General features: G+C 70.0%; 13 protein-coding genes. 11 read left to right on the forward strand and 2 right to left on the reverse strand.

Going from position 1 to position 13196, the window contains the following annotated elements; translation table 11 throughout:
- Positions 1-65: 65 nt before the first annotated feature.
- Positions 66-728, reverse strand: a complete 663-nt coding sequence (locus VEB62_RS00865; protein ID WP_324794536.1) for an EF-hand domain-containing protein — start codon at positions 726-728, stop codon at positions 66-68.
- Positions 729-854: 126 nt separating this feature from the next.
- On the opposite strand from VEB62_RS00865, the gene VEB62_RS00870 reads away from it, so the two are divergent.
- From VEB62_RS00870 to VEB62_RS00910, 9 genes are all read left to right on the forward strand, one after another.
- Positions 855-1586: a response regulator gene (locus tag VEB62_RS00870; protein WP_324794537.1), complete on the forward strand. Its 732-nt coding sequence runs from the start codon at positions 855-857 to the stop codon at positions 1584-1586.
- Positions 1583-3124, forward strand: coding sequence for an ATP-binding protein (locus VEB62_RS00875; protein WP_324794539.1), 1542 nt, complete (start codon positions 1583-1585; stop codon positions 3122-3124). The genes VEB62_RS00870 and VEB62_RS00875 overlap by 4 nt, the downstream gene beginning before the upstream one ends.
- The gene (locus tag VEB62_RS00880) at positions 3124-4467 is read left to right on the forward strand and encodes a S41 family peptidase (RefSeq protein WP_324794541.1); all 1344 of its coding nucleotides are present in this window, start codon (positions 3124-3126) and stop codon (positions 4465-4467) included. Before VEB62_RS00875 ends, VEB62_RS00880 begins: the two co-directional genes overlap by 1 nt.
- A 102-nt stretch (positions 4468-4569) precedes the next feature.
- Complete coding sequence (gene gap / locus VEB62_RS00885) at positions 4570-5577, forward strand: type I glyceraldehyde-3-phosphate dehydrogenase (RefSeq protein ID WP_324794542.1); 1008 nt, start codon at positions 4570-4572, stop codon at positions 5575-5577.
- Positions 5520-5900: a hypothetical protein gene (locus VEB62_RS00890; RefSeq protein WP_324794543.1), complete on the forward strand. Its 381-nt coding sequence runs from the start codon at positions 5520-5522 to the stop codon at positions 5898-5900. The genes gap and VEB62_RS00890 overlap by 58 nt, the downstream gene beginning before the upstream one ends.
- Complete coding sequence (locus VEB62_RS00895) at positions 5897-7093, forward strand: phosphoglycerate kinase (protein WP_324794544.1); 1197 nt, start codon at positions 5897-5899, stop codon at positions 7091-7093. Before VEB62_RS00890 ends, VEB62_RS00895 begins: the two co-directional genes overlap by 4 nt.
- 66 nt (positions 7094-7159) lie before the next feature.
- Positions 7160-7714: a heme NO-binding domain-containing protein gene (locus tag VEB62_RS00900; protein ID WP_324794545.1), complete on the forward strand. Its 555-nt coding sequence runs from the start codon at positions 7160-7162 to the stop codon at positions 7712-7714.
- The gene (locus tag VEB62_RS00905) at positions 7711-9573 is read left to right on the forward strand and encodes a response regulator (RefSeq protein WP_324794547.1); all 1863 of its coding nucleotides are present in this window, start codon (positions 7711-7713) and stop codon (positions 9571-9573) included. Before VEB62_RS00900 ends, VEB62_RS00905 begins: the two co-directional genes overlap by 4 nt.
- An 81-nt stretch (positions 9574-9654) precedes the next feature.
- Positions 9655-10680: a class I fructose-bisphosphate aldolase gene (locus VEB62_RS00910; protein WP_324794549.1), complete on the forward strand. Its 1026-nt coding sequence runs from the start codon at positions 9655-9657 to the stop codon at positions 10678-10680.
- A 34-nt stretch (positions 10681-10714) separates the two neighbouring features.
- Here VEB62_RS00910 and VEB62_RS00915 read toward each other — a convergent pair whose 3' ends face one another.
- Positions 10715-11353, reverse strand: coding sequence for a DUF2799 domain-containing protein (locus VEB62_RS00915; protein WP_324794551.1), 639 nt, complete (start codon positions 11351-11353; stop codon positions 10715-10717).
- 130 nt (positions 11354-11483) lie between these two features.
- Here VEB62_RS00915 and VEB62_RS00920 point away from each other — a divergent pair, with 130 nt between their 5' ends.
- On the forward strand, positions 11484-12482 hold the full coding sequence (locus tag VEB62_RS00920; RefSeq protein WP_324794553.1) for an RluA family pseudouridine synthase: 999 nt from the start codon (positions 11484-11486) through the stop codon (positions 12480-12482).
- Positions 12479-13183: a hypothetical protein gene (locus VEB62_RS00925; RefSeq protein ID WP_324794555.1), complete on the forward strand. Its 705-nt coding sequence runs from the start codon at positions 12479-12481 to the stop codon at positions 13181-13183. The genes VEB62_RS00920 and VEB62_RS00925 overlap by 4 nt, the downstream gene beginning before the upstream one ends.
- The last annotated feature ends 13 nt before the right edge of the window (positions 13184-13196 follow it).

The raw sequence follows: 13196 nt of genomic DNA on the forward strand, positions 1-13196 counted from the left end.
GTTCATCGACACCACGATAGAGCGGCGGACCTCCGTTCTTCAAATCACGAAAGCGCCGGGTTCGATCAATCCTCGCCGCCCTCACGCGTCTCAACGCGGTGGGTGAAGACCTGGACATCGTGGCCCCGTCCGCGCTCGCCCTCCTCGATAAAACCGGAGCGGTCGGCGTCCATGCGGATGAAGGCCTCGCGCAGCGGACCGGTGAACTCCGCCTCGCTGATCTTGCCGTCGCCGTCCTTGTCCATCTGCGCATGATGGCCGGGACCGCCCATGTCATGGATCTCGACGCGGGGCCCGCCGCCGGGTCCATGATGGCGGGGCCCGTGAATCATGAGCGGCATGCCGTGTCCGCCCGGCCCATGGACGACGATCTCGCGTTCCCCGTGTGCGCCGGATCCCGCCGCGCCGCCGGGGTGCAAACGGCGCACGCCCGGCGCTCCATCCGGTCCAGCCCGAAGAAACATCACATCGCCCTCTCCCGAGGGGCCATGACCGGCCGACAGCTCTTCGGTCGACAACCGGCCGTCGCCATTCTTGTCCATCTTGCCGAAATGGTCGTTCATCGGCGCGGCGAACTCCTCGCGTGAAACCTGGCCGTCACCGTCCCTGTCCAGCGATCCCGGGCCATCGGGGCCCATGATCATCATCCGGGTACGGATTTCCGGCGGGGCGGGTGGGGCCGGCGGGTCCTGCAGGAGCAGGGCGGAAAGCGCGATGAGGGTCAGCATGAGCGGTGGCTCCCGTTGAATACGCCTCTGTTCGACCACGGCGGCCTTGCGCCAGTGTTTCACGGTCCGGCTGAATTATTTCAGCCCTGAAATGACGGCGCGACCGCGGTTCGTCACAATGCGCCCATGCAAGACGAAGCCGCCCAGCGCATCCTTGTCGTCGACGACGACCCCGGCATCCGCGAGGTGTTGACCGAATACCTGCGCCAGCACGGCTACATGGCCGAGGGCGCGGCGACAGCGGCCGAGATGGACCGCGCCATCGCGGCCCGCGCGCCCGACCTGATCGTGCTGGACCTCATGATGCCGGGCGAGGATGGGTTGTCGGTATGCCGGCGCATGTCCGGCAAGGGCCCGCCCATCGTCATGCTGTCGGCCATGGGCGAGGACACCGACCGGATCATAGGGCTCGAACTGGGCGCCGATGACTATCTGGCCAAGCCGTGCAACCCGCGGGAGTTGCTGGCGCGGGTGAGGGCGGTGCTGCGCCGGCCGCGCGAGGCCGCGGAGTCAGACGGGCCGTGCCTGACGTTCGCCGGGTGGCGGCTGGACCTGATGCGGCGGGAGCTGACGCGGCCGGACGGGCGGACGGTGACCCTGTCGGCCGGCGAGTTCGCCCTGCTCCGCGCCTTCGCCGAGCGTCCGGGCCGGATCATGACCCGCGACCAGTTGCTGGAGCGGGCGCGTGGCGCGGACAGCGACGTCTTCGACCGCGCCATGGACGTGCAGATCAGCCGGCTACGGAAGAAGCTGGACGACGGCTCCGGTCTGGAGATGATCCAGACCCTGCGCGGCGAGGGTTATATGTTCGACGTCCGGGTCGAGCGTCACAACGGCGCCGGCCGGAGCGGATTGTGAGACGACCCTCCTCCCTGCCCGTCCTGGTCCAGGTAGCTGCGCTGGCGGCGCTGGCCGTGGTCATGTCGCAGGCCGTGGCCTTCGCGGTGGTGGTGCTGGCGCCCGAACCCCGGCCGACGGGGTTCAGCATCGAGGCGGCGGCGAACGCGCTGAAGGGCGAACCGGCCGAAACCTCCGATGGCCGCGCCCTGAAGCGGCGGATCACAGACCAGCCGGTCTCGCCCGCCGGCATCGACCGGATCGACCCGATGGCGCTGGCCATCTCGTCGGGGCTGGCCCAGCGGCTGGGGGTCGAACCCGGCATGGTTCGGGTGGCCGTAGACCGGGGACGGGGCCGCCACCCCCGCCCGCCCCCGCACGGGGACGCGAGTCGGATGAATTTCCTGTTCGTGCAGCCCGACGGCAAGGGCTCGCCCGCCGGGGCCCCAGGCAAGGCGCCTCGTCCCTGGGTCGCGGGGCTGACGCGCGAACAGGCTGAAGCGGCGGCGCAGTTGCACATGCGGCACCTGGCGCCGCGCGGGGACGACGGGGCGATCGTAATCAACTCGACGACGCGCGAGTTCACGGTGCTGGCGCACCGCCTGACCTTCGCGCCGTTCTCGGCGTCAGTGCGACAGCCAGACGGCCGGTGGGCCACGGTGGAGCCGCCGCGCGGCCTGCTGTCGCCGTGGCAACAGCGGATGCTGCTGGCTCTGGGCATTTCGATGCTGCTGCTGGCGCCGCTGGTCTGGTGGCTGGCCCGGCGGCTGACCCGTCCCATCCGGGTGTTCGCCGAGGCCGCCGAGCGGCTGGGCGCCGATCCTGACGCCGAACCGCTGGCCCCGTCCGGCCCCAGCGAGGTGCGCACCGCCATCCACGCCTTCAACGACATGCAGGCCTCGCTGCGCAACCACATGCGCCAGCGCACCCAGACCATCGCCGCCATCGCGCACGACCTGCGCACGCCGCTGACCCGGTTGCGCTTCAGGGCCGAGCAGGCGCCGGCGGCGGTGCGCGACAGGATGGCGTCCGACATCGAGGAGATGGACGCCCTGATCGCCCAGGCCATGGCCTTCGTGCGCGGCGAGACCACGCCGGAGCGGCGCGAGCGGCTGGATCTCGACGCGCTCGCCGCGGACTGCGCCAACGGCTTCGCGGAGACTGGAGCTGCGGTGAGCTTCGAACGGGCCGGAGCCCTGCCGGTCGAAGGCGATGCGGCGGGTTTGCGCCGGGCGCTTGCGAACCTGATCTCGAACGCCGTCAAATACGGCGGCGGTGCGCGGGTGAAGGCCTTCGTCGAGGCCAACCGCGCCGTGATCGAGGTCGAGGATGACGGACCGGGCCTTGAAGACGGCGAACTGGAGGCGGTGTTCGAACCCTTCCACCGCGGCGAGCGGTCGCGCAGCCGCGAGACCGGCGGGGCGGGTCTCGGCCTGACCGTCGCCCGGCAGGCGGCACGGGCCCACGGCGGCGACGTCGTTCTGATCCGGCGGCTCGAAGGAGGGCTGACCGCCCGTCTCGACCTGCCGCTGGCTTCCACTGTTTCGGAGACACGCTGATGCGCACCCTGATATTCGCCGCGATGTTGACCGGAGCCGCAATCGGCCCCGCCTTCGCGCAGAGCCCGGCGGCATCGGCCACCCAGGCGACAGCTGAAGCCAGGGCGCCGGCGCCGCGCGAGACGGTGGCCGCCATCGCCGGGCGTATCCGCGAGCTCTATTTCGATCCGGCGCGGGCGGAGGAGATCGCCGCCGCCCTCGAGGCCGAAAGCGCGGCCGGCGCCTTCGACGCCCTGACTGATCCCCGCGACCTCGCCGCCGCCCTGAGCACGCGGCTGCGCCCGATCGACGCCCACTTCAACGTCGTCCACGACCCCCGGATGCCGGAGGCGCCCCCTCCGGCCGCGGCGCCGCAGGCCGGCCCCGGAGGACCAGCCGCCGTTCGCCGACCCCGCGGGCCCAACCCGGCCGAGGCGCGCAGCCACTACGGCTTCCGCAAGGTCGAGATCCTGCCCGGCAACGTCGGCTACATTGAGCTGCGCGGCTTCTCGAACATCGATTTCGACGACCCCGCCGATCCGGCGCGCAGGGCGGCCGACGCGGCTCTGACTTTCGTGGCGGGGACAGACGCGGTGATCTTCGACCTGCGCGACAACGGCGGCGGAGCGCCTTCGATGGTCGGCTATCTGACCAGCGCCTTCACCCCTCCGGATGCGCCGATCTACAACATCTTCCACAGCCGTGAGGGGACCGAAAGCGAGGCCCCGGCCGTGTTCCACCCGACGCCCCGGCTGGAGGTCCCCGTCTATGTCCTGATCAGCGGCCGCACGGGCTCCGCGGGCGAGGCCTTCCCCTACACGCTGCAGGGCGCGAAACGGGCGACGATCGTGGGCGAGGCCAGCGGCGGGGCGGCCAACCCGGGCGGCATGGTTCCGGTGGGCGGCGGGTTCGCCGTGTTCATCTCCCAGGGATCGCCGAAGAACCCGAACACCGGCGGCAACTGGGAAGGCACGGGCGTCATCCCGGACGTCGCCGTCCGCTGGGACGAGGCCCTGACGCGAGCGCACGCTCTGGCCCTGGAAGGTATCGTGGCGGCCGATGCGGGCCGCACCGACGCCGCCTGGGCGCTGGAGGCGTTGACCTCGACCGCCGCCGCCGGCGATCTTTCGCCCTACGCCGGGACCTATGGGGAGCAGGCGGTGACGGTCGCGGGCGACCGGCTCCACGTGATCCGGGGCCGCCGCCCGCCCGTCGTGCTGGCGCGTCTGGACGACGACCTGTTCACCGTCGTCGGCGATCCGACGCGGCGGACGCGGTTCACGCGCGACGAGGCCGGCCGGGTCGTCGCCATGGAGACGTTCGGCGTGGGCGGCCCCGGTGGGCGGGCCCGCCGCTCGGACTAGCGTTACAGTTCATCATGGCTTGTGACGGCCCCGGGGTTGAAACCCCGCGCCGCCGGTTCCATTGAAGCGCCAACGCAACCCGCTTCTTTCGGAGACCGCCCCATGACCGTCCGCGTCGCCATCAACGGTTTCGGCCGCATCGGCCGTCTCGTCCTGCGCTCGATCGTCGAGCATGGCCGCAAGGACATCGAGGTGGTGGCGATCAACGATCTCGGCCCGGTCGAGACCAATGCCCACCTGCTGCGCTACGACAGCGTGCACGGCCGGTTCCCCGGCACGGTGACCTCGGGCGAGGACTGGATCGATGTCGGCCTCGGCAAGATCAAGGTGACGGCCGAGCGCGATCCGTCGAAGCTGCCGCACAAGGACCTGAACGTCGACATCGCCTTCGAGTGCACCGGCCTGTTCACCTCGAAGGACAAGGCCTCGGCGCACCTGACCGCGGGCGCCAAGCGGGTGCTGGTCTCGGCCCCGGCCGACGGCGCCGACAAGACCATCGTCTACAAGGTCAACCACGAGACCCTGACCGCCGAGGACATCGTGGTCTCGAACGGCTCGTGCACCACCAACGCCCTGGCCCCGGTGGCCAAGGTGCTGAACGACCTGTTCGGCATCGAGCGCGGCTACATGACCACGATCCACAGCTACACCGGCGACCAGCCGACCCTGGATACGATGCACAAGGACCTGTACCGCGCCCGCGCCGCCGGCCTGAGCATGATCCCGACCTCGACCGGCGCGGCCAAGGCGCTGGGGCTGGTGCTGCCGGAGCTGAAGGGCAAGCTGGACGGCTCGTCGATCCGGGTGCCGACGCCGAACGTCTCGGTCGTCGACCTGAAGGTCGTGGCCGGCCGCGAGGTCACCGTGGACGAGATCAACGCCGCGCTGCAGGCCGCCGCTGACGGGCCGATGAAGGGGGTGCTGTTCACCACCGCCGATCCGCTGGTGTCGAGCGACCTGAACCACGTGGCGGCGTCCTCGACCGCCGCCCTGCCCCAGACCCAGGTGGTCGACGGCAAGCTGGCCCGGGTGCTGAGCTGGTACGACAACGAATGGGGCTTCGCGACGCGGATGGCGGATACGGCGCTGGTGATGGCGAAGCTGATCTGAGCCAGAAAGAATCGCCCGATATGGCTTGGTACAGATGTGTGATCGAGGGCGAGAACTTTCCTGGAAGTCTGATCCAGAGTGGCGGACTCGTCGGCTTCTTCGCTACACGGTTCGTCGAAGCATCTTCTTCCGAAGCTGCTGAACGGTGCGCGCTCGACGAATTACGCCTTGACCCCGCTTTTGCGCTTGGGGATCAGCCGAGACCAAAGAACGCCCGTGTCTATTTCACCGACGTCATCGAGGTTGATGGTCCGACGACACCGAATGCTGGTGCGACTTGGTTCCTGATGGACTCGCAAGACGAGCAGGACGCCGATCAATGACCTTCCGCACCCTCGACGACGCTCCCTCCCTCGCCGGCAAGACCGCGCTGGTCCGCGTGGACTTCAACGTGCCGATGGAAGGTGGGAAGGTGACGGAGGACACCCGGCTGCGCGTGGCCATTCCGACCATCGAGAAGCTGCGCGACGCGGGCGCCAGGGTGGCGCTGCTGGCGCATTTCGACCGGCCGAAGGGGCAGCGCGTGCCCTCGATGAGCCTGCGGCCGGTGGTGGATGATCTGGAGATGCTGCTGGGCGCGCCGGTGCGGTTCGCCGAGGACTGCGTGGGGGACGAGGCGAAGGCGGTGCTGGCCGATCTCGACGCGGGCGGGGTGGTGCTGCTGGAGAACGTCCGCTTCCACCCCGGCGAGGAGAAGAACGATCCGGCCTTCGCGAAACAGCTGGCGGAGCTGGGCGATCTCTACGTCAATGACGCCTTCTCGGCCGCGCACCGGGCCCACGCCTCGACCGAGGGGCTGGCGCGGCTGCTGCCGGCCTACGCCGGCGAGTCGATGCGGCGTGAACTCGATGCGCTGGACGCGGCGCTGGGCAATCCGCAGAAGCCGGTGCTGGGCATCGTCGGCGGGGCCAAGGTGTCGACCAAGCTGGACCTGCTGAAGAATCTGGTCGGCAAGCTGGACCGGCTGGCCATCGGCGGCGGCATGGCCAACACCTTCCTGTTCGCGCAGGGCGTCGATATCGGCGGCTCGCTGGCCGAGAAGGACATGGCCGACACGGCCCGCGAAATCCTGGCCGAGGCCAAGGCCAGGGGTTGCGAGATTCTGCTGCCGCTGGACCTTGTGATCGCCACCGAGGTGAAGCCCGGTGCGGCGGCCCGGACGGTCGCGGCCGGCGAAGCCCTGTCCGCCGACGACAAGATCCTGGACGCCGGACCGGCCTCGGTCGCCCGCCTGACCGAAGCGGTCGACGCCTCGAAAACCCTGATCTGGAACGGACCGCTCGGGGTGTTCGAGGTTCCGCCGTTCGACGCAGCCACGGTCGCGGTCGCGCGCCACGTCGCCGCCCGGACGAAGGCCGGAGCGCTGACCGCCGTCGGCGGCGGCGGCGACACGGTCGCGGCCCTTCATCACGCGGGCGTGGCGGACGACATGACCTTCGTCTCGACCGCCGGCGGAGCCTTTCTGGAGTGGATGGAAGGCAAGCCGCTGCCCGGGGTCGAGGCCCTGAGCGTCTGACGTGTCCCGTTAAGGCTCCATTGCGAGGTCCCCCCTAGAATACGGCCGCGAACAGGAGCACCGGCCATGAAGGGCGTCGTCTTCAATCTCCTCGAGGAAACCGTGACCCGGGCGTTTGGTCCGGACACCTGGGACGCACTGCTCGACGCCTCGGACGTCACGGGCGCCTACACGTCGCTCGGCAACTACCCGGACAGCGAAATGGAGGCGCTGGTCGCCGCCGCCGGCCAGGCCCTGTCGCTGGACCGCGACGCGGTGCTGCGATGGTTCGGCGTCCAGGCCATACCCGTGCTGGCCGAGTTGTACCCCGCCTTCTTCGGCGGCGCGCCCGACGCCCGGGCTTTCATCGAGGGGGTCAACACCATCATCCACGCCGAGGTGCGCAAGCTGTATCCGGGCGCCGAATGCCCGCACTTCCGCATGCACGACGAGGCGGGCGACCTGGTGATGCACTACGTTTCCAGCCGCAACATGTGCGCCCTGGCCCAGGGCTTCGTGGAAGGAACCGCGGCCTGGTACGGCGGCTCGGTCGATTTCCAGCATGTCGCCTGCACCGCCCGCGGCGACGCCCGCTGCATCTTCAAGGTCGCCTGGCCGATCAGCACCGCCGAGGCCGCGTGACGTCCAGCCCTCCCTCGACCAGTCCCGCCGAACAGGTCGCGCGCCTGGAGCGCCGGCTTGAGCGCGAACGCGCCGCCCGCCTCGCCGCCGAGGCCATCGCCGAACAGGGCATGCGGGACCTCTACCGGCAGCAGCAGCGCATCGCCCTGGTCGAGACCATCGCGACGGCCGCCAACCTCAGCGACAACCCGGAATCCGCCTTTCGCCTGGCGCTTGAAGCCATCTGCGACTTCACCGGCTGGACCACAGGCCAAGCCTATATGTTCGCCGACGATTCCGGCGAGGGCGAACTGGTCTGGTCCGGAATCTGGAAGGGCGGCGAGCACGACGGGCTGGCCGCATTCAGGGAGCTTTCGGCGACCCTGACCTTCCCGCGCGGCGTAGGTCTTCCGGGCCGGGTCTGGGAATCGGGGCGGGCTTGCTGGATCGAGGATCTCCAGGGCGAGCCGAACTTCCCCCGGGGCCCCGTCGCCCTGGCTTGCGGGCTCCGCGCGGCCTTCGCCTTCCCCGCCCTGATGGGAGAAGAAGTCGGCGCCGTCCTGGAGTTTTTCCTGCAGCGCCCGGCTGCGCCGGACGAGGAACTGCTTCACACCCTCGACCAGATCGGGGCCCAGCTGGGCCGCGTGGTCGAGCGATATCGCAACGCCCGCCGCAGCGCCGCGGACCATGCGGCGCTCGAGGCCCTCTACGCCGAGGCCGAAACCCAGCGCGTAGCGGCGGAACAGGCCAGCCGGGCCAAGTCGGCCTTCCTGGCCGTCACCAGCCATGAGATTCGCACCCCGCTCAACGCCGTGCTGGGCCTCGCCGAGGCGCTACGCCGCGAGCCGCTCACGGCCGCCCAGCACGAGTTGAACGACGGGGTGCTGGCGTCCGGCGCCATGCTGCTGCGCCTGCTCAACGCCGTGCTCGACATGTCGCGCATCGAGGCGGACCAGGCGACGGCGCAGTTCGAGACCTTCGACCTTGAGGCCAAGCTGCGCAGCATCATCTCGATCTGGAAGCCCCGGGCCGGCGAGATCGGCGTCGCTCTCGACCTCCACCTGGATGGCGTCGGCGATGGCGTGACGATCCGTTCCGACGTGGGCCGCATCGAGCAGACCCTGGTCAACCTGATCTCGAACGCCGTCAAATTCAGCCCGCCTGGCGGGCGCGTGACCGTCCGGGCGCACCTGGCTGCGGATCACCTGCGCCTCGAGGTCCTCGACGACGGCCCCGGTGTCGCCGAGCCGGACCGGGAAGGCATCTTCGCCCCGTTCGAGCAAACCGCCGCCGGGCGCGAGGCGGGCGGAGCCGGCCTGGGCCTGGCCATCAGCGCGGGCAATCTGCGCCTGCTCGGCGGCAATATCGGCGTCGATCGCGACGACGAGGGCCGCAACCGGTTCTGGCTGGAATGCCCGGTCGAGGTTTCCGCGCTCCGCGTCGCCCCCGAGGCCCTGCCGCCCGCCGTCGGCGGCGAGACGACCGGCCTGCGCGTGCTGGCCGCCGAAGACAATCCGGCCAACCGGCGGGTGCTCCAGGTGTTGCTCGCTCCGGCCCAGGTCGAACTCAGCTTCGCGGAGAACGGCGTCGAGGCGGTCGAGGCCGTCGCCTTGCGGCCCTTCGACGTGGTGCTGATGGATGTGAACATGCCGCGCATGGACGGGGTCGAGGCGTTGCGCCAGATCCGCGCCAGCGGGGTTCCCGCCGCCACGACCCCGATCTACATGCTGACCGCCAACGCCTTCGCCGAAGACGTCGATCGCTACCTGGCGGCGGGCGCGGACGGAGTCCTGACCAAGCCGATTCAGCTGCCCGAGCTTTTCGCGGTCCTCAGCAGGTGTGGCGATCGCGCCGCGGCCCTGGCCAGCGACGCCGCCTGAGGCCGGTCCGCCTGTAACACTGCGTGACTTCCGGCTCCGGCGGAGCTAGATCACCGCGAAACCAAGGCTCAGGAGGGACTCATGGATTTGGCGGCGCTCAACGCAGTGGCCCAGGCGATGGTTACGCCCGGCAAGGGCATTCTGGCGGCCGACGAGTCCACGGGAACGATCAAGAAGCGCTTCGACGCCATTGGTGTCGAGAACACCGAAGAGAATCGCCGCGATTATCGCGAGTGCCTGTTCCGCGCCGAGCAGACCATGCGCGAGCATATCTCGGGCGTGATCCTGTTCGAGGAGACGCTCTACCAGGACGCCAGGGACGGCACGCCGCTGGTCGAGATCATCAAGGCGGCCGGCTCGATTCCCGGCATCAAGGTCGACAAGGGCGCGACCAAGATGGCCGGTTTCCCCGGCGAGACCGTGACCAAGGGTCTGGACGGCCTGTCCAAGCGACTGCGCGCCCACTACGAGCGCGGCGCCCGGTTCGCCAAATGGCGCGCGGTGATCGACATCGCCGACGGCATCCCGACCTGGGGCTGCGTCAAGGCCAATGCCCACGCCCTGGCCCGCTACGCCCGCATCTGCCAGCAGGAGCAGATCGTGCCGATCGTCGAGCCCGAGGTGCTGATGGACGGCTCGCATGACATCGCCCGCTGCGACGAAGTCACGCGTCAGGTGCTGCAGACGGTGTTCCAGGAGCTGTACGAACAGCGCGTGGCGCTGGAAGGCATGATCCTGAAGCCGAACATGGTCATCTCGGGCAAGGGCAGCGTGCGCCAGGCCAAGGTGCATGAGGTCGCCGAGCGCACCATCGCGGCGCTGAAGGCGACGGTGCCGTCGGCCGTGCCGGGGATCGCCTATCTGTCCGGCGGTCAGACCGACGAGCAGGCCACCGCCCACCTCGACGCCATGAACCGCATCGGCGGCTTCCCGTGGAGGATGACCTTCTCGTACGGGCGCGCGCTGCAGGCGTCGCCGCAGCGGGTCTGGTCGGGCAAGGCCGAGAACGCGGTCGCCTGCCAGGCGGCCTTCCACCACCGGGCCCGGATGAACGGCCTGGCGTCGCTGGGCCAGTGGGAAAAGAAGCTGGAGAAGAAGGCGGCGTAACGCCCGACAGCCGGCGTGCGCGCCGGCTGGCCGCTCACCAGCTGCCGTACTGATCGCGGAAGCGCCAGCGGACGTCGCGAACATCGCGTTCGGCGTCGTCGATCTCGTCCTGGGCCCGGCGCCACTCGCGTTCGGTGTCGGCGCGTTCGCGACGGATTTCCTGGATGCGATTGCGGACCTGCTCGCGCTGCTCGTCGGTCAGGCCGTCGGCGCGGGCCTCGGCCTGTTTGGCGGTGATCTTGTCGTCGAGCTCCTCGAGCCGGGCGCCGAGGCTGTCGACCCGGCCGCGGGCGTTGGCCAGGGCCGCCTCGACCTCATGGACAATCTGCCCGTCGCGGTAGGCCGGAATGAAGTCCGCTTCCAGTTCGGACGGACAGACTCCGGCGTAGCCCGAACCGGTGCGCCCGACCTCAAAGCCCTTCCAGGGCGTACAGTAATGCACCAGACCCTGCCGGCGACCGGCCGCGTAGGCCGTCGCGTCGGGCGAGACGCCGTGTTTGGCGCAGGCCTCGGCGTGTTCATCCAGCCGGCTCATCGTCAGGCCGGACTGACCGTCGGCATAGCCCTGACCCGACCAGTCTCCGGCCATGCACTGCTCGGCGCTCATGGTCGCGCAACTCCCGAGGGCCAGAGCCGCGCCCCCGGCGGCGGCCGCGATGATCAGAAATCTCATTGCCCAATCCCCTCAGACACCCCCGTTCACCATGACCGAAATCCGGACAACAGCCAAGCTTGCGACTTGCCCGTGCGCGCGTGGCGCGTGCTAGATCGATGACCGCCTGGTCCTGGCGGCGGAGCGCGCGGTGTCCGACGAACCCCTGATCGAAGACGACGACGCCACAGTGCTGGAGGCCCGGCTCGAGACCGGCGGGGCGCGGCTGGACAAGGCGCTCGCCGACATCTTTCCCACCCTGTCTCGGGCCCGCCTGCAGGCGTTGCTGACGGAAGGGGTGGTCAGCCGCGACGGCCAGGCCGTCTCCAGCGGGTCGGCCAAGGCGCTGCCGGGACAGTACAGGGTCATAGTCCCGCCCGTCGTTTCCGCAACGCCCGCCCCGGAGGCGATCCCGCTGACGGTGCTGTTCGAGGACGCCGATCTGATCGTGGTCGACAAGGCCGCCGGCATCGCCGCGCACCCGGCGCCGGGATGCGAGACCGGCACCCTGGTCAACGCCCTGCTGGCCCACTGCGGGGCTTCGCTGTCGGGGATCGGCGGCGTCGCGCGGCCGGGGATCGTGCACCGGCTGGACAAGGATACCTCCGGGGTGATGGTCGCCGCCAAGTCCGACCGGGCCCACGCCGGGCTCTCGGCCCTGTTCGCGGCCCACGACATCGAACGCACCTACATCGCGCTGACCCGGGGAGCGCCCAGCCCCGCGAAAGGCCGGATCGAGACGCTGATTGGCCGATCCTCCTCCGACCGGAAGAAGATGGCGGTGCTCAGGAGCGGCGGCCGCACCGCGGTCACCGACTATGTCGTCCAGAAGGTTTTCGGGGTTCCGGCCAGGGCGGGCGGCGCGCCGATGGCCGCGCGGGTCGCCTGCACACTGCACACCGGCCGGACCCATCAGATCCGGGTGCACCTGGCGTCAAAGGGCGCCCCGATCCTCGGCGATGCGACCTATGGCTCGGGGAGCCCGGCGGCGACGGTCCGCGCCGCCATCGCGGAGGCCGGCCTGGCGCGCCAGGCGCTGCACGCGGCGGTGCTGGGGTTCGTCCATCCGGTCACTGGTGGGGCGCTGCGCTTCGAGACCGCGCCGCCGCGAGATATGGGCGATCTTGAACGCGCGCTGGAGGCGCTATGAGACGCGTCGCCCTGCTGACCGTGGTCCTCGTGCTCGCCGGATGCCGGCAGGCCGTGCGGGCGGTGGTCTGGAGCGGCGAGCCTGGCTCCCTCGAGCCCAACGCCGCAGGTCTGGTGTCCCTGCCTTGCGACGGCTCCACGCCGCTTGCGCCGACCAAGGCATACTATTGCCGCGAAGATCGCCATTTCGTGCGGCCCGGCGTGCGTGATCGGCTCATCGACGCCGGCCGGAAGGTGGCGGAGCGGTACCCCGGCGAGGTCGTGCGCTTCATGGACGCTTCGGGGGCGGACGGGATCAAGCCCTTTCCCCCGCATTTCAGTCACGGGGATGGCCGCCAGATCGATCTCGGCCTCTACTATACGGACCGCGCCGGCCAGCCGACGGCTTCGTTTCCGGACACATCGCGCCATGGCGGACTGTGGCCTGCGGAACCGCCCCGTCCGGGCGAGCAGATCGCCTGTCCGGGCGGGCGGAACGGTATAGCGTTCAAGCCCGACCCGCCTGCCGACCGACCGTGGCGCCTCGATGAACGTCGAACCGGGGCGCTGGTCCGGATCCTCATCGCAGACCCCGCCGTTCGGCGGGTGTCGATCGAACCCCACCTTGAGCGACGTCTCGGCCTTTGGGGCCACCCCAAACTGCGCTTCGCGGGTTGTCACGCCGCCCGGCATGATGACCATATCCATGTCGATTTCTATTGAGCGGAGCTTGCCG

Source organism: Brevundimonas sp. (assembly GCF_035626975.1).
Classification (GTDB): Bacteria; Pseudomonadota; Alphaproteobacteria; order Caulobacterales; family Caulobacteraceae; genus Brevundimonas.

Bases quoted from the DNA above. Each gene is read 5' to 3' on its own strand.
- VEB62_RS00865 (WP_324794536.1), bottom strand. From the start codon at position 728: ATGCTGACCCTCATCGCGCTTTCCGCCCTGCTCCTGCAGGACCCGCCG.
- VEB62_RS00870 (WP_324794537.1), top strand. From the start codon at position 855: ATGCAAGACGAAGCCGCCCAGCGCATCCTTGTCGTCGACGACGACCCC.
- VEB62_RS00880 (WP_324794541.1), top strand. From the start codon at position 3,124: ATGCGCACCCTGATATTCGCCGCGATGTTGACCGGAGCCGCAATCGGC.
- gap (WP_324794542.1), top strand. From the start codon at position 4,570: ATGACCGTCCGCGTCGCCATCAACGGTTTCGGCCGCATCGGCCGTCTC.
- VEB62_RS00890 (WP_324794543.1), top strand. From the start codon at position 5,520: ATGGGGCTTCGCGACGCGGATGGCGGATACGGCGCTGGTGATGGCGAA.
- VEB62_RS00895 (WP_324794544.1), top strand. From the start codon at position 5,897: ATGACCTTCCGCACCCTCGACGACGCTCCCTCCCTCGCCGGCAAGACC.
- VEB62_RS00900 (WP_324794545.1), top strand. From the start codon at position 7,160: ATGAAGGGCGTCGTCTTCAATCTCCTCGAGGAAACCGTGACCCGGGCG.
- VEB62_RS00910 (WP_324794549.1), top strand. From the start codon at position 9,655: ATGGATTTGGCGGCGCTCAACGCAGTGGCCCAGGCGATGGTTACGCCC.
- VEB62_RS00915 (WP_324794551.1), bottom strand. From the start codon at position 11,353: ATGAGATTTCTGATCATCGCGGCCGCCGCCGGGGGCGCGGCTCTGGCC.
- VEB62_RS00925 (WP_324794555.1), top strand. From the start codon at position 12,479: ATGAGACGCGTCGCCCTGCTGACCGTGGTCCTCGTGCTCGCCGGATGC.